The following is a 16,356-nucleotide window of genomic DNA, read 5'->3' on the forward strand; positions in this document are numbered from 1 at the left end:
TGTTATCATGCGGAAGCCAGAGGGCAGAAGCATCCTCCCCCATTCAAATAGCGGTTGCCAGGTGTAACAGCCTGGCGGCTGAATCGCCGGTACATGATAAGTACGTCAGGCACTGCGCAGCAAGCCGGGTTTGGAGCGGATCGCAAGGTCCCGAAATTCCCACGTCCGGCATTACAACAAGAACGTACCCCAGTGTCCTTCGGGCCTGGGGTCTTACATTAACAGCAGGGCATCCTTGCCGGGTGCCTTTCCTTATGCCGTGAAAGATGGGTGTTAAGTTGCTTAAATCATGTAAATGGTGTGGCCGTATTCATGACACCCATTATGACTGTGGGAAGAAGCCACCACCGCAAAAGAAGATGACATACGTAGACCGGTTCCGAAGTTCCAGGAAGTGGAGAGAGAAGCGGGAACAGATAAGGCACAGGGATAAGGGCCTATGCCAGATATGTATCCGCAACCTATATGGCACAGACCGGCAGTACAACTATGAGAACCTGTCCGTCCATCATGCCATACCGATAGAGGCAGACTATGAGAAGCGTCTGGATGATGACAACCTGCTGACCGTGTGCGGGATGCATCATGAGATGTGTGAGAGTGGTGAGATACCGTACGATGTGGTAAAGAAGATTATAGATGAACAGGAGGAAGAGCAATGAAGTTCTGGATCGATAATGAAGCAGGGGGAATGATTGAATGCAGTGAGGTGCATGAACTGAAGGGTGGCAAAGGGATCCTGGTGTTTGAGTTGGACAGAAGGCTCCCTGCGGCGGTTGTAGAGAGCTTGAGGGATTGCATAGCAGAGTATATAGGATGTGGCATTGTCATCCTGCCGCCGTCAGTGAGGCTGGTGGCGCAGGTATCCCCCCGGGGAGTTGTGCGAAAAATAGAAACAATTCTGGACACCGATGCCCCACCTCTAAATACACAAAATCTTAGAAATGGAGATTTCAGGGAATTTAATACTGTTCGCAACAAAAATTAATTGATTTTGTGCCCTTTAACCGATACACTAACATTATATTTGAAGAAGGTGAGGGTGAAAAGTGATTAAAAAAATAGGTTCAATAAAAAAAGCAATTGAATGTGAGTGCTATCTTCCAGCACTTTCTTTAGCACTGACTTTGCCAGATATCTGTGGACAGATTGAATATCCGGATTTTGTGAATGACGAAGGGGATAGGCAGGGGGCAAGACAGTATAAGACGTGGTATGACAATCATGTAAGACCTTTATATTATATTAATCATGAGGATGCTCCAGCGTTCCAATTTGATGGAGCACTATGCTATGCTTTACGTTGTGCACTTCTTCACGAGGGTAATTTTGAACTAAAGGATAGAGACAAAAAATTGCTTATTGATGGATTTAGATTGCATGTAGACAAAGTATATGGGTGTCCAAACATACATTATTCGTATTGTGAAAAAGATGGAAAAAGATTTATTGATTTAGATGCATTTGGTTTGTGTTTCTTTATATGTAGTGCAGCTAGAACATTTTATGATAATCATGAAGATAAGGCTATTTTTGAAAAATATAATTCTGTTGTCATAGATGAAAGTTGGCCAGACACTGCTTATGATGAACTATTTAAATAATACAAAAAGGGAAGGGGTGATAGGATGGCAAGGCCAGCAAAATCAGCCAGGGTAAAGACTGGCACAATCAAAAAAGAAGATGAGGCACAGCGCCTTGAAATTGAGGACAAACTGCGTGGGAAGAATGACAAGTTGGTGCCTCCTCTGTACCTAACGGAATCCCAGATGGAGATATTCAACTACATCATGGGAGAACTTCAGGAGGCGGACATCCTGGGAAACCTTGACCTGTTCATCCTGGCTCAGACAGCCATTGCCGTGGATCGTATCCAGGAGCTGGACCGGAAAGCAAACGATGACAAAGACATATTGTTTGAGAATGCCTTCCGGCAGGCCCGATCCGAAGCATCAAAGGAATACTTTCGGTGCTGCAATGAACTATGCCTATCCCCTCAGAGCCGGGCAAAACTCTCCATTGCAAAGGTTAAACCGGGCGAGAAGAAAAAGACCATCATGGATCTAATCAACGAGGATGAGGATGACGAAGGTTAAACACCCGGCGGTCGCATATGCTGAGGGGGTATGCCGGGGAGAAATCAAGGCGCCGCGGTATGTGATCCTACAGTGCACGGACTTTTTGCGGACGTACAAAGGGGAGAACAAGAAATATATCATCAACGAGAACCTGCTGGATAAGATTTATAAAATCCTCAAGGTGATCAAGATGGCCAAGGGACCCAAGGCTGGCAAGTCCATCTATTCAGCATTGGCAGGATATCAGTGGCTGCTGATCACGGCAGTCCTCTGTACGGTCCACCGGAAAGATAAGCGGATGCGCCGGTATCAGACGGCAGTTTTGGAGATTTGCAGAAAGAATGGCAAGACATTTGTTGTTGCTGTTCTTTTTATTTTGCTTTTTTACCTGGAGCCTGCGTATTCCCGGTTCTTTTCAGTCGCGCCGGATGGTGCGCTGGCCAGGGAAATCAAGGAGGCCCTGGAGCCGCTGTTGGCTACCAACACAGAGGTATTTGAGGAGAATGAGTTTAAGGTCCTGCGGGATTACATCCTGCATAACCCGACCAAAACCAAATACACGCCGCTTAATTACTCCACCAGCAGGATGGATGGTAAAGAGCCGAATGTATTTATTGCAGATGAGGTAGGGGCCCTGCCCACGTCCTACCCGGTGGAGGCCATGCGCTCCGGTCAGCTACTCATCAGGAATAAACTGGGATTTATCATTTCTACTAAATATCCGACAGCAGATAATCCGCTGGAAGACGAGGTAGACAATGCCAAAAAGATCCTGGACGGCCTGATTGATGATGAAACTGTCTTTGCGCTGCTATACGAGCCAGATAATATCAAGGATTGGGCCACGGATGATTTGATACTGGCCCACGGGAATCCGCTGGCTCTGGAGTTGCCAGAAGTATGGGACGAATTACTGCTGAAGCGGCAGAGGGCTATCAACCGTGAGAAGCTTCGCGAGAACTTCCTGACCAAACATTGCAACATCATCTATCAGGGCGCAGGGACTGAGACATACATACCGATTGACCAGGTAAAAGCTTGCAAAACGGATCACATTGACTGGACCGGCCGGGAAGTTTATGTAGGCGTTGACCTTGCAATGACAAACGATAACTGCTCCGTAACTATGTCGGCGGAGGAAGACGGGGCAATTTTAAGCCATACCATGACATTTATACCGGAGGGACGAATTGATGAGAAAAGCGAATTTGAAAAGTTTGATTATAGGGCAGCCATTGCCGCGGGAACCTGCATTGCCTGTGGTGATATGACGGTGGACTATGGAGTGATCGAGGATTATGTATTTAACCTGGAAGAGTCGAAAGGTGTGGTTATCCATGCCATCGGATATGATCGCTATAATGCTCTGTCAAGCGCCCAGAAGTGGGACAAGAAATACACCACGGTTGAGATCCGGCAGCATTCGGATACGCTGCATCCGCCTACCAAGTTACTGGCAGAGAAGGTAGCAAACCGAGAATGGCATTATGAGGAGAACCGACTGCTGGAAACCAACTTCGAGAATGCGAAGTGTACCTATGATACTAACATGAACCGATATATCAACAAGAAGAAATCTAACGGAAAGGTGGATGGAGTGGTTAGCACCATTAACTCAGTCTATCTGCTACAGCAGGATATCATCTTTGATGACATTGATTTTTTTGTACAGGTATGCTGATTGCGATATCGCAACAACGAAAGGAGTGATTGCTTATGTGGCCCTTCAGGATGAGGGCAGACCCAGAACCGGAGAAGACGGAAACAGGGGCAAGCGAGGATGCGTTATTAAGGACCATACTGGCAGCGGACTGTATGACCAGGGATCAGGCCATGAATGTACCGGCCTTTGCGGCCTGTGTAAATAAGATCGCGGAAACGGTATCAACAATCCCGGTCCGTCTGTATAAACTGGTGGATGGGAAGTTGGAAGAGGTTAAGGAAGACGAAAGGACGCGGCTCCTGAATGATGACACCGGGGATGCCCTGGATGGTGTACAGTTTAAGCGGGCACTGGCCAGGGATTATTTGACCGGGAAGGGAGGATATGCCTTTATAAACCGGACCGGGACCAGGATAAAATCCCTGCACTATGTCAAGGAATCTGAGATTTCCTTCATGTTTACATCCGACCCCATATTCAAGGATTATGACATCATGATCCAAGGGACGAAATATAAGCCCTTCGAGTTTCTGAAAATACTTAGGAATACGGAGGATGGTCGTTCTGGGAAAAGTGTCGTGGATGAAAACAGTGAAGTCCTGAGCGTGGCGTTCCACTCGTTAATGTTTGAAAAGACCCTGGTAAAGACAGGTGGAAACAAAAAGGGATTCATTAAATCCACAAAGAAATTAACAAACGAAGTAATGAGTGCCTTAAGGAAAGCCTGGAACCGGCTTTATCAGAACAATACAGAAAATGTTGTCATCCTAAATGAAGGTCTGGAATTTCAGGAGGCCAGCAACACATCTGTGGAAATGCAGCTGAATGAAAACAAGAAGACCAACAGTGATGAAATATGCAAGCTGTTTAATATGCCCCCAGCCATGATCAATGGAGGATCCACGGAAGAGGATAAGACAAACTTTGTCCAGTACTGCCTAAATCCAATCCTGAAAGAGTTTGAATGTGCCCTGAACCGGGACCTGCTACTTGAATCTGAGAAGGGGTCCTATTTTTTTGCAGCCGATACATCAGAGTTGACCAAGGGAGACATTGAAAAGCGGTTTAGAGCCTATGAGACGGCCAGCAAGAATGGATTTTTGCAGATTGATGAAATTAGGTTAAAAGAGAACCTGCCGCCGCTGGGGCTGGATTTTGTGCGCTTGGGTTTACAGGATGTGCTATATGATCCTGAAACAAAACAATTTTACATGCCAAATATGAATGCCACAGGAGGGCTTGGACAGGAGCCGGCAGAGAAAGAAGGTGAAACAATAGATGAGAATTGAGATCAGAGCAGACAGTGTGGTGATTGAAGGTTATGTCAATGCCGTGGCCAGGGATTCACGGCCCATGAGGGACCGTAAGACTGGGAAGCGTTTTGTGGAGCAGATTGTGCCAGGGGTTTTTGAGCGGGCACTCAAGCATAATGAAGTGCAGCTGCTCCTGAACCATGACAAGACCAGGAACCTGGGATCCACAAGCACTAATTTGGAATTATATGAGGACAGCATTGGCCTACATGCCAGGGCGGAGGTCACGGACCCGGAAGTCATTGAAAAAGCCCGGAAAAAGAAACTCAGAGGCTGGTCATTCGGGTTCCGCGAACGGGATGCCAGCAAGGAGGATATCCATGACGCCCTGGAACGCAGATACGTGGAGGATATGGACCTTGTTGAGGTATCCATTATAGATGAGCGTAAGCAGCCATGCTATGAGGGAACCAGCGTTGAGGTGAGGGCAGAGGGCGATACAGTCCTAACGCCGGAGCCATTAGAAGTACGCGCGGACTATGTGGAAGTTAAGGAACCACAGAAAACCATTGATATGAGCAAATATCACAACAGAATCAAAGAATTAGAGAAGGAGAAAGCAGAATGAGAAAGAAAGCAGTTGTAAGACAGTACATGCAGTACCGGGCAGAGGATTTAAAGTCCCTCACAGAGCAGCGGGCGGATTTGGTCCAGCAGATGAAGGACCTGACATCCACTGCGGAGACAGAAAAGAGGGCTTTTAGTCCAGAAGAGGATAAGAAGTTTGATGATCTGGACAAACAGATCAAGGCCCTGGATGGAACAATTGAGAAACTGGAACGTGCCAGGGATCTGAAACTGAATGTCACCAGTACAAAAAAGCACGAAGAACTGAAACAGGATGACCTGGAGGAGAGGGCCTTTGCAGCATATATCCGCGGAGAAGTGATACAGGAAAGAGCAGATGTCAACCTGACAGTCGGAGATAATGGGGCGGTGATTCCGACATCCATTGCGCAGAAAATCATCAAGAAAGTGGTGGATATCTGCCCGATCTACCAGTTGGCAACCCGTTACAACGTGGGCGGCACCCTGTCCATCCCCTACTATGACGAGGATACGCAGACCATTGAAATGGCCTATGCTACAGAATTTCAGGATCTGGAATCTACCTCTGGAAAGTTTGGCAGCATTGAGCTGAAGGGGTTCCTGGCGGGGGCATTGTCCAAGGTGTCCAAGTCTTTGGTCAATAACAGCCAGTTTGATATCGTGTCCTTTGTGGTAACGGCAATGGCAGAAGCGATCAGTAAGTGGATTGAGAAGGAACTGCTGCACGGAACCGCTGATAAGGTTGCAGGACTCAGCACGGTGAAACTGACCGTTACAGCTACTGCGTCCGCGGCCATCACAACGGATGATCTTATTGATGTCCAGGAGGCGATCCCCGATGTCTACCAGGCTGGAGCCATATGGATCATGAATAAGGCTACCAGGACGGCCATACGCAAGATGAAGGATAATGATGGAAATTATATTCTGAACAAGGACGCAACCGCAAGATGGGGTTATACACTGTTCGGGAAGGATGTCTACACCTCAGCCAATATGCCCGCAATGGAAGCCGGAAAGACTGCGATCTATTATGGAGATATGTCTGGACTGGCTGTAAAACTGTCTGAGGATGTGTCCATTGAGGTCCTGCGCGAAAAGTTCGCCACCCAGCACGCAATCGGAGTGGTTGGCTGGATTGAGATTGACTCCAAAGTTGAGAACGCGCAGAAGATTGCGAAACTGGTCATGAAGGCATCCGCATAAGGAGATAGGAGATGAAGGTTAAGGCACTGAAATCATTTTCTGGCACCGTATCCATGTATGCTGGTGAAGTTAGGGAAATCAGGACGCAGGAGATCCTGGATGACCTTACCGCAGCCGGGTACATAGAGCCTGTGACGCCGAGAAGGAGCGTGAAGGATGAGGGTAAGCGAGATAACACTTAAGGACATCTGCCGGCAGATCCGGACGGAGGAATCCTACCTGACAGCAGATGACAGGCAGCATCTAGGGATACTCCTCCAGGCAGCCACGGATTACGTAAAAGGCTATACCGGTCTTGACGAGGCAGCGATTGATACCCACGAGGACATCACGATCGCTGTTTTGGTGCTTGTCTCCGATATGTATGATAACCGGCAGATGACCGTGGATAAGAACAATGTCAACCGGGTGGTGGATACCATCCTGGGGATGTATTGTGTCAACCTTTTGTAAGGCGGTGATCAGATGAACGCAGGAGCATACCGGGAGCCGGTAATGATCGAGAAGAACGGTTATACCGAGGACGATATAGGAAACCAGGTCGCTGCCTGGGAAGAATATTACAGGGGATATGCTTACATGAACAACCTGTCAGGCTCCGAGTACTGGGAGGCCGCGCAGACACAGGCCCAGAACACAATCATGTTCGTCATGCGTTATCATCCCCTGTTGAGTGCTATGAATACAAAAGAGTACCGGTTAATCCACCGCGGCAAAGAGTACAACATCACCAGTATTGATAATGTACAGTATAAAAACGAAACCATTAAGATCCGGGCAACAGCAAAGGAGTGATCATGTCGGGAATTAAGATTGGCGCCTTGGCCGGAGAAGTTGCAAAGCTGATGGAGGAATATGCATCAGAAATAGCTGCTGACACAAAGGCTGAGGCAAAAGCGGTTGCTAAAGAGGCGGTAAAGGAACTCAAACAGACATCCCCAGAAGGGCCGGGCAGCAAAAAGGGTCACTATAAGGATGGCTGGGCATCAAAAGTGGAAAAAGAAAATGCGGTATCAATTGGGATCAGGATCTACAACAAGAAGAAACCCGGTCTTACTCATCTGCTGGAAAAAGGACATGCAAAACGTGGAGGCGGGAGAGTTGAGGGAAAGCCACATATTTCCAAGGTTGAAAAGAGCGCCGCAGAAAATTATGAGAAACGCCTGAAAGCGAGGTTATCAAGATGACAGAGCAGGAAGTATTTAAGATGGTAAAGTCCATTGGCCTGCCGGTGGCATATCACCACTTTGAGGAAGGACAGGAACCGGCTAAGCCCTATCTGGTGTATCTGTATCCAGGAACTGATAACTTTTCTGCTGACGGGATTGTTTATCAGGGCATAAACCAACTGGATATCGAACTTTACACCGAGAAAAAGGATCTGGAAACCGAAAAGAAAGTGGAAGCTGTGCTAAAAGAGCATGGCTTTTTTTATGAGAAAACTGAAAGTTACCTCACATCCGAGCAGATGTATGAGGTCTTATACGAAATGGAGGTATTAATCAATGAACAAAGTGAAGTACAACCTTAAGAACACACATTACGCAGTGATTGAAGAAGGAGAAAACGGAGCAATTACGTATGGTACGCCAATTGCCATCCGTGGATCTGTCTCCCTGTCCCTTGATGCGCAGGGAGATATCTCACCGTTTTATGCGGATGGGATTGTATATTACAAATCCGCAGCTAATAACGGATACGAGGGTGATCTGGAGGTGGCGCTGCTGCCAGAGAGCTTCAGGACCGATGTCCTGGGGGAGACACTGGACAGTAAGAAGGTGCTGGTGGAAAACTCCGATGCAAAGCAGAAAGCTTTTGCGCTGCTGTTTGAGTTTGATGGAGATGAGAAAGCAATCAGGCATGTGCTGTATAACTGTGCAGCAACCAGGCCATCTATTGAATCTCAGACTAAGGAGGAATCGATTGAGCCGGTCACTGAAACCCTGACCATTTCCGCAACGCCTTTGGCCGATGGAAGGATTAAGGCCAAGACCGGGGACACAACGGATGAGGCTACTTACAACAGCTGGTATCAGACGGTCTATGAGACATCTGCATCTAACCCATCGGCATAATGGAGGGACATCATGATTAAAAAGGAAATAGAGATTGACGGTAAACTGGTGCCATTTAAGGCATCAGCAGCCGTCCCAAGGCTGTACCGGTCCCGGTTTGGACGGGATATCTTCCGAGATCTGATGAGGCTGGGGACCATTGTGGGGGCAGAGGCCGCAACAGGAGATATTCCAATCAGTGATCTGGAATTGTTTGAGAATGTGGCCTACATAATGGCACTGCATGCGGATCCGAAGCAGCCAGGTACACCAGAGGAGTGGCTGGACCAGTTTGATACATTTTCGATCTACACGGTGATGCCACAGCTTCTTGACTTATGGCACCTCAATATCGGTACTGATGTGGCAGCCAAAAAAAAACGAAGCCGAGCAGCCGCGAAATGACAACGCCGCTCTTTATGCTCCGGGCGGCTCAGCTGGGCGTGCCGATCAGCAACCTTGATCTGCTAACAATCGGTATGGTACTGGATATGTTTACAGAGTCCCAGAACGACAGCTATAAGTATCCGGATATGGCAACACAGAGTGATTTTGACAGGTTTTAGGAGGTGGTATCATGGCAGACCGCATAAAAGGAATCACAATCGAAATCGGTGGAGATACCACCGGACTAAACAAAGCATTAAGCGGTGTAAACAAAGAGATTAGCAGCACTCAGTCCGCGCTCAAGGATGTAGAACGGCTTTTAAAGCTTGATCCATCCAATACGGAACTGCTGCGGCAGAAGCAGAAACTGCTGGCAGATGCAGTCCAAGAAACCAAGGGAAAATTGGATACCTTGAAAGAGGCTAATAAGCAGACCGCAGAATCAGCATCAAATTATGATGCATGGAAAACGAAATATGATCCGATTAAGAAGCAGATTGATGAAACCAAAAAGAAACTGGTGGATTTAAAGGCTCAATCAAAAGATGCGGATGAACAGCTGGCAAATGGAGAAATCTCTCAGGAAAAATATGATGCCATACAGGAAGAAATTAAGCAGACATCAAAAGAACTCCGGACCCTTCAAAAATCTGCGAAGGAAGTTTCTGATGAGTTCGGGAATCCAGTTTCCCCGGAACAGTATGATGCATTGCAGAGAGAAATCATAGAGACAGAACAGCAGCTTAAATCCCTGGAGGATCAGGCGGGAAAAGCCAATGCAACCCTGCAGCAGATCAGTGCGGTGGGGGATAAATTCCAAGCAGCCGGACAGAAAATTGAAGGCGTAGGAAAGAAACTGCTGCCTATCTCTGTCGCAGTAGGCGGTATTGGGGCGGCAGCGATCAAGACTACAGCAGACTTTGACGAATCAATGTCCAATGTATCAGCCATCAGCGGAGCCACAGGCGAAGATTTTGATAAGCTGCGGGATAAGGCCAGGGAGATGGGTGCAGAAACCAAGTTTAGTGCATCTGAGGCCGCAGACGCCATGTCTTATATGGCAATGGCCGGGTGGAAAACGGATGACATGCTAAACGGTATCAGCGGTATCATGGACCTTGCAGCTGCATCTGGTGCAGATCTGGCAACCACATCTGACATTGTAACTGATGCACTGACAGGTATGGGGTATACGGCAGCGGATGCCGGTCGTCTGGCTGATGTCATGGCTGCGGCATCTAGTAATGCCAATACCAACGTTGAGATGATGGGTGAGACATTTAAGTATGTTGCGCCCGTCTGCGGATCCTTGGGATACTCCATGGAGGACACTGCCCTGGCCGTAGGACTGATGGCCAACAGCGGCATCAAGGCCAGCCAGGCCGGTACCCAGCTGCGGGGAGCCATTACCAACATGGTAAAACCTACAGAAGACATGGAAGGGGTAATGAATGAACTGGGGATAGAGATTGCCAACGAGGACGGGTCCATGAAATCCCTGGATGAAACCCTGAAAATCCTGAGAGAGTCCTTCGCGGTTACTACGGAAGAACAGAAAGCGCAGCGTCTGGCCACCTTGGAGCAGCAGGCCGTGGCGGATGGATATGGAGATTCGCTCAAAGGACTGACCGAAGAGGAGAAGTATTTCCAGCTTGCCATGTATGCCGGGCAGGAACAGGTCAAGGACATGTCCGAGGCCCAATTCAAGAAGATGGCCCAGGATAAGCTTGGTGTTAAAGTTACCAAAAAGACCAATAGGGCCCAGGTTGCCCAGAACCTTGCCCTTGCATTAGGGACCCAGGCCATTGAGGGACTTACCCAGGAGCAGCAGTCAGCTTATGCCGCCACCCTGTTTGGTAAAGAGGCTATGTCCGGCATGCTGGCCATTATTAATGCCAGCGAGGAGGATTACAATAAACTGTCGGACGCTATTGCCAACTCTAATGGTGCGGCAAAGAGTATGTCGGAGACAATGCAGGATAACCTAAACGGGCAGCTTACGATCCTTAAGAGCCAGTTACAGGAGGCTGCTATAAGTATTGGAGACGCATTGATCCCCAAAATAAGGGCACTTGTATCCAAAATTCAGGAGTGGACGGACTGGTTAAATCAGTTGGATGAGTCCCAGAAAGAAATGGTTGTAACAGTGGGATTGATCGCAGCGGCAATTGGACCATTGCTTATAACTATTGGTAAACTTTCTACTGGAATCGGTGCTCTCCTGAAAATAATACCAGCTATATCAGGGGCGTTGACAGCACTATCTGCGAGCGGGGGGCCACTGTTTTTAACAGTGTTGGCGATTTCCGGTGTAGCAAGTGCATTTATAATAGCCAAGGACAATGCAAACAGTTACGAGAAAAAAGTATGGGAGCTTTCGGATGCAGAAAAGGAGAACGCAGAGAGAATTTATGCCATGCGTGATGCCTATGATGAGTTATCGCAACGCAGGCAGGATGCGGTTTTGGATATTGATTCCCAAACACAATACGAAAGTGATTTGTGGGAGGAGCTTCAGCGCATAACAGATGAGAACGGAAAGGTTCTAAAAGGTAATGAAGATAGAGCTGCATTTATCGTAACTACATTAAATGAAGCATTGGGTACAGAGATTGAACTAAACGGAGACGTGATAGAAGGCTACAAAGGGATTCAAAGTGAGATTGACAACCTGATCGAGAAACAGAGGGCAGAAGCTATCTGGAAAGCATATCAGGAGGAGTTTTCTGAAGCTGTTAAGAATCGAGAGATAGCGCAAAGCGAATTAACAGAAGCCGTGCAGCATAGTCAAGATGCAACAGAGGATTACAATAGTGCTCTTGCAGAAGAAAAGCGATTACAAGCTGAGTATAACAGCTTGATGGAGGAGTATGCAAAGGATGGTACCAATGATACATTAAGGCAGCAGCTTTATGATCTTCAGGATCAGTTAATTGCCTCCGGAGAAGCAACTGAAGGCTTCGGGGAGCTGATGGACAGAAATAACCAGACAGTGGCGGATGCGCAAGAAGAACTTGATAGATACAATGTTTTAATTAAGAACTATGAAGGCGTTAGTTCTGCTATTATATCTGGCGACCAGGAGAAAATTTCCGATTCATTATTGCTATTGCAGCATGATTTTAGAACAACAGAAAATGCAACGAAAGAAAGTCTACAGGCACAGCATGAGACAATCAAAACGGAATTGGCTAATGCAAAACAGGCGTTAGCTGATGGATCTGCGAATTTTTCCTCTGAATATATATCGAACTTGGAAAAGTTGGAGAAAAAGGCAGAGGTAGAACTTGCTGTATTGACAATTATTTCCGGAATCTCTGCATCTAATGCAGCCAAAGCAGTAAGTGAAAAAGCTGGAGAAATGGAAAACGCTGGAGGAAACATCGCAGGTGCAGCCGCAAAAGGTGTAAAGGGTGGAACTAAGGACGTTGTAGATTCTGCCACAGACCTTGCCAAAGATACCATAGATGGATTTAAGAAAGAATACAAGATTAGTTCTGGAACATCAAAGGTTACTGAGGAAGTCGGTGAGAAAGGTGTTGACGGTGGCCTAAAGGGAGGCATCGAAAAGGGGTCTGAGAGCGTTGTAGGGGCCGTAACGGAAGTATCCGCCGAAATGGTATCAACTGCTGAGACGGGACTGTCTACGGAGGTGTTCTCCGGTATTGGCCAACAGATACCGGCCGGGCTTTCAGGAGGTGTTATAGCGGGAAAGGCCAGGGCATTAACATCCATACAACAGCTGTGTACAGAGGCGGTAAATACGGCCAGGAACCGGCTGGGAATCCATTCCCCATCAACCGAATTTGCCTACATAGGACAGATGTCTGGGGAAGGTTTTGTAGAAGGATGGGATAGCACCCAGGCGAGCATTGATGACGCGATCACAAGTTCTATCGGGCAGACGGTTGCCAAGGCAGCTGAGACATTCAGCGGAATTGAAACAGCGTTGCTATCGCTGCGGGATTCATCTGGTGATGCAATCGGAGAAGTAGTACAGAATGCGCAGGACGCACAGAAAGCACTTCAGAAGATCCAGGATAAGCTGGGGGATACAATCTCTGGCCAGATGGATATATTCAGTAAATTTGATGGTCAAGCAAAGACAACCACGGATGATCTGTTAAGTAACATGCAGTCCCAGGTGGATGGGACGGAGCAGTGGGCTGAAAACTTAAGAATACTGGCTGAACGCGGAGTGGATCAGGGCTTGCTTCAGAAGATGGCCGAAATGGGACCAAAGGGTGCCGGGTATGTCAGCACCTTCACGCAGATGACCGATGAAGAGTTGCAGCGAGCCAATGCATTATTTGCACAGTCAATGACCCTGCCAGAATCTACAGCAGCCAGCATTATGCAGTCCTATAAGGTTGCAGGTGAGATGACGGCCCAAGGATTTAGTGATGGTATGCAAGTAAACATGGGAACGGTTGAGGAAACAGCTGGACAGATAGCTGATAATGCAATCAGTACGATCCGAACATTGCTTGCAATCCATTCTCCATCAGAGGTGACCACGGAAGCTGGACAGTATTTTACACAAGGTTTTGCGGATGGAATCGCACTGGAAATAGGGCAGGTAACAGATGCCGTAACCCAGGTAACAGAAGCAGCAACATCCACCTTGGAAACTCAACTCCAGCAGTCCGACACAACCACACAGACATACCAGACAACCATGAGCACATCCTGGAGCACCTGGGCAACCAATCTGGTATCCACGATCAACACAAGCCTTGCGGGGATCGGCCTGGGGGCCACTACCCAGCTGGGGACCATGAAATCATCATTTGCAACAGAGACAGACGCAATCAATACGGACTGGGCGGCTAAATGGGATGCAATAGAAACTAAACACAAGACTACCATGGAGGGCATCAAGGCCCTGACAGAAACAGTCCTTCGTGCTGTAAAGACACTCAGCCGGACCGAAACCCAGACCATGAAAGCAGATACAATCAATGCCATGAACCAGCTGGTGGCTGGAGTTGACGCAGAACTGAAGAACCTGGAGCCAACCGTAAAGGCCGGTTTTGATCCGGCGGTAAAGCATATCACAGATTTGATCCCGATGGCAACAACATGGTCCCATGACATGATGGATAACTTTATCCAGGGCATCAAGGACAAAATGCGCGAGTTGGAGGATGCCTGTGAAGATGTGGCAGAAACGGTATCGGATTACATGCACTTTACCCGTCCCGAGAAAGGGCCGCTCCGCTACTATGAGGAGTGGATGCCGCACATGATGCAGGGGCTGGCCAAGGGTATCCAGGACAACCGGAACCTGATTACAGACCAGATGAAGGTCCTTGCGGCAGACATGGCAGCAATCCAGGGAGTAGCAGGGAGCAGCGATAAGCCGGTGATCAACTTCTCAAACCAGAGTGTTCTGGTTCTTGATGGGAAACAGATTGCAGAATCAGTAGATGAATACTTAGGAGGTGTGTACGGATGATGGTCAGAAGCTTTTCATTGATCAATGAATATGGCCAGGAGTACAGCCTGAACAGTCCAGACCTTACAGGGTTCCTTACGGAGCCCAAGGGCCTGGGCTATGAATATGCAGTAAATTACATTGACATTGGGGACGCCTTTATTCGGACAAAGCGAAAAGCCAAGCAGAGTACCGTTTCTGGCACCATGATTTTTGGCAGCCGGAACCCTTATGATCTCTATAACAAGTTCAATGCCTATATCCGCAGCAGCCAGGAACTAAGGCTTGTCTATCAGACCCCAGGCAGTTCCAGGGCCTATTACCGGGATGTGGATCTGGTCAAGCTGGAAAAAACAGAGATGGACAAGGGAGTGCTGCAGTGCGCGGTTGATTTTTATTGTAAGAGCCTGTTTTACTCCAATGTCCGAAGTAACTTTGTGGTGTCAACCGTGGAGGGTGAGTTACGATATACCATCAAGTGGCCTGCCAGATACAACGATTACAGCGAGAGGACCATCATGCTGACTAATAATGGTGATGTCGGTGCGCCCTTTACGTTGGAGATCCAGGGGTATTGCGAGAATCCAACGGTTACCCTGGAAAAAGACGGGGAGATGGCAGCATGTATAAAATTCCCGGTCATACTCCAGCCGGGAGAAAAGATACTGTATTCCAGCCTGGATGATGACATGTATGTGTACCAGGTGGACGGTGACGGGAATAAGACCAACATGATACAGCTGCTTGATATTGCGTATACCAACTTTTTTAAGGTGCCGCCGGGAGATTACAGCATAAGCTTTACCAGTGACACGGGGGCAGCCTATACAACATCACTGGTGATGTATAAGTTTTATAGGACGGTGTGATATGATACTTTACCTTTTAAGTAAGGATAATCTGGCTATTAAGGCCGTACAAACTCTATCATCTTATGAGTTTAAGGAGGATATTGATTTTGGAGATCCTTCCTCTATCGTTGTGGCTGATTATATCCAGATGGAGGATGGGGACTATGCCCTCATCAAAGACGGGGAGGAGCAAGTATTCTTCGGGATATGCCAGGAGATGAAGCCATCTGATACGGGATATACGGTGACATTGCGGCAGAAGGAGAATCTGTTTGACACTACCATATTTAATGATGGTGAGACACTGATCCAGTCAACCGGTATGGAGGATTACATTGTTAAGGTCATAAAGGATAACTTTGTATCCAGTGGGGATGCCCTGATGGATATGGATTATATCCAGGTGTCAGCAAGTACCCATACTAAGATTGCAGTCAGGGTAAGTACGATTGTGGATGCGGAGAACGGGGTATATAACCTTAAAACCTTCCTGGGCAATGTCAGGCAGCACTATGGCGTCTTTCTGGATTTTACGGTGTCAAATGGACTGATACAGATCAATGTCAATTGCCGGGATCAAAGCCTGCTCAACATAGATACCAAACTCCCGGAAGTCACGGATCTGTCAGAAACATATAGCGTTAAGGTGCTGGCAAAGCTGATCGTTAAATGGGATACCCCGAAAGAGTACGCATCAGCAGAGTCTGTCCAAACGATCACGGAGCGCGTGCTGATAGCTGGGGAACTGGACAATAAGGTTGTCTTTGGCAACACTGGATGGACAAGTTTGCAATCCGAAAACCCGGACAATGGGAACA

Annotated in this window: 19 protein-coding genes; all 19 read left to right on the forward strand. The window is 47.7% G+C overall.

Features of this window, described 5'->3' with window-relative positions:
- Positions 1 to 359 precede the first annotated feature (359 nt).
- Complete coding sequence (locus tag CLFS41_RS19250) at positions 360 to 662, forward strand: hypothetical protein (protein ID WP_242856895.1); 303 nt, start codon at positions 360 to 362, stop codon at positions 660 to 662.
- A complete protein-coding gene (locus CLFS41_RS19255; protein WP_045093191.1) occupies positions 659 to 988 on the forward strand; it encodes a hypothetical protein in 330 nt (109 codons plus the stop codon). Before CLFS41_RS19250 ends, CLFS41_RS19255 begins: the two co-directional genes overlap by 4 nt.
- Positions 989 to 1,049: 61 nt before the next feature.
- Entirely contained in the window at positions 1,050 to 1,604 is a 555-nt protein-coding gene (locus CLFS41_RS29105) for a hypothetical protein (protein WP_052665814.1), read from the forward strand.
- Positions 1,605 to 1,628: 24 nt separating this feature from the next.
- Complete coding sequence (locus CLFS41_RS19265) at positions 1,629 to 2,096, forward strand: P27 family phage terminase small subunit (protein WP_045093192.1); 468 nt, start codon at positions 1,629 to 1,631, stop codon at positions 2,094 to 2,096.
- Positions 2,083 to 3,759, forward strand: coding sequence for a terminase TerL endonuclease subunit (locus CLFS41_RS19270; RefSeq protein WP_045093193.1), 1,677 nt, complete (start codon positions 2,083 to 2,085; stop codon positions 3,757 to 3,759). The genes CLFS41_RS19265 and CLFS41_RS19270 overlap by 14 nt, the downstream gene beginning before the upstream one ends.
- A gap of 35 nt (positions 3,760 to 3,794) precedes the next feature.
- Positions 3,795 to 5,030: a phage portal protein gene (locus CLFS41_RS19275; protein ID WP_045093194.1), complete on the forward strand. Its 1,236-nt coding sequence runs from the start codon at positions 3,795 to 3,797 to the stop codon at positions 5,028 to 5,030.
- Positions 5,020 to 5,622 (forward strand): HK97 family phage prohead protease, encoded by a 603-nt coding sequence (locus CLFS41_RS19280; RefSeq protein ID WP_045093195.1) that lies wholly within the window; start codon positions 5,020 to 5,022, stop codon positions 5,620 to 5,622. The genes CLFS41_RS19275 and CLFS41_RS19280 overlap by 11 nt, the downstream gene beginning before the upstream one ends.
- Positions 5,619 to 6,809 (forward strand): phage major capsid protein, encoded by a 1,191-nt coding sequence (locus CLFS41_RS19285; RefSeq protein WP_082082645.1) that lies wholly within the window; start codon positions 5,619 to 5,621, stop codon positions 6,807 to 6,809. Before CLFS41_RS19280 ends, CLFS41_RS19285 begins: the two co-directional genes overlap by 4 nt.
- Positions 6,810 to 6,820: 11 nt before the next feature.
- Positions 6,821 to 6,991: a hypothetical protein gene (locus tag CLFS41_RS30460; protein WP_200895101.1), complete on the forward strand. Its 171-nt coding sequence runs from the start codon at positions 6,821 to 6,823 to the stop codon at positions 6,989 to 6,991.
- Entirely contained in the window at positions 6,966 to 7,262 is a 297-nt protein-coding gene (locus CLFS41_RS19290; protein ID WP_045093196.1) for a head-tail connector protein, read from the forward strand. Before CLFS41_RS30460 ends, CLFS41_RS19290 begins: the two co-directional genes overlap by 26 nt.
- A 12-nt stretch (positions 7,263 to 7,274) precedes the next feature.
- A complete protein-coding gene (locus CLFS41_RS19295) occupies positions 7,275 to 7,604 on the forward strand; it encodes a phage head closure protein (RefSeq protein WP_045093197.1) in 330 nt (109 codons plus the stop codon).
- A 2-nt stretch (positions 7,605 to 7,606) separates the two neighbouring features.
- Positions 7,607 to 7,996 (forward strand): HK97 gp10 family phage protein, encoded by a 390-nt coding sequence (locus CLFS41_RS19300; protein WP_045093198.1) that lies wholly within the window; start codon positions 7,607 to 7,609, stop codon positions 7,994 to 7,996.
- Positions 7,997 to 8,016: 20 nt separating this feature from the next.
- Positions 8,017 to 8,340, forward strand: coding sequence for a hypothetical protein (locus CLFS41_RS19305; protein WP_347468664.1), 324 nt, complete (start codon positions 8,017 to 8,019; stop codon positions 8,338 to 8,340).
- The gene (locus tag CLFS41_RS19310; RefSeq protein WP_045093200.1) at positions 8,315 to 8,884 is read left to right on the forward strand and encodes a major tail protein; all 570 of its coding nucleotides are present in this window, start codon (positions 8,315 to 8,317) and stop codon (positions 8,882 to 8,884) included. Before CLFS41_RS19305 ends, CLFS41_RS19310 begins: the two co-directional genes overlap by 26 nt.
- Before the next feature lie 12 nt (positions 8,885 to 8,896).
- Positions 8,897 to 9,268 carry a hypothetical protein gene (locus tag CLFS41_RS19315; protein ID WP_045093201.1) on the forward strand — a complete coding sequence of 124 codons (372 nt, stop codon included), beginning with the start codon at positions 8,897 to 8,899 and terminating at the stop codon, positions 9,266 to 9,268.
- Positions 9,265 to 9,429 (forward strand): hypothetical protein, encoded by a 165-nt coding sequence (locus tag CLFS41_RS30465; RefSeq protein ID WP_195416520.1) that lies wholly within the window; start codon positions 9,265 to 9,267, stop codon positions 9,427 to 9,429. The genes CLFS41_RS19315 and CLFS41_RS30465 overlap by 4 nt, the downstream gene beginning before the upstream one ends.
- An 11-nt stretch (positions 9,430 to 9,440) precedes the next feature.
- Complete coding sequence (locus CLFS41_RS29855; protein ID WP_052665816.1) at positions 9,441 to 14,708, forward strand: phage tail tape measure protein; 5,268 nt, start codon at positions 9,441 to 9,443, stop codon at positions 14,706 to 14,708.
- Positions 14,705 to 15,556: a phage distal tail protein domain-containing protein gene (locus CLFS41_RS19325; RefSeq protein ID WP_045093202.1), complete on the forward strand. Its 852-nt coding sequence runs from the start codon at positions 14,705 to 14,707 to the stop codon at positions 15,554 to 15,556. Before CLFS41_RS29855 ends, CLFS41_RS19325 begins: the two co-directional genes overlap by 4 nt.
- Before the next feature lies 1 nt (position 15,557).
- The coding region (locus CLFS41_RS19330; RefSeq protein WP_045093203.1) for a hypothetical protein at positions 15,558 to 16,356 on the forward strand (799 nt) is incomplete at its 3' end.

It is taken from the genome of Clostridium sp. FS41 (assembly GCF_000954015.1).
Lineage (GTDB): Bacteria > Bacillota > Clostridia > Lachnospirales > Lachnospiraceae > Enterocloster > Enterocloster citroniae.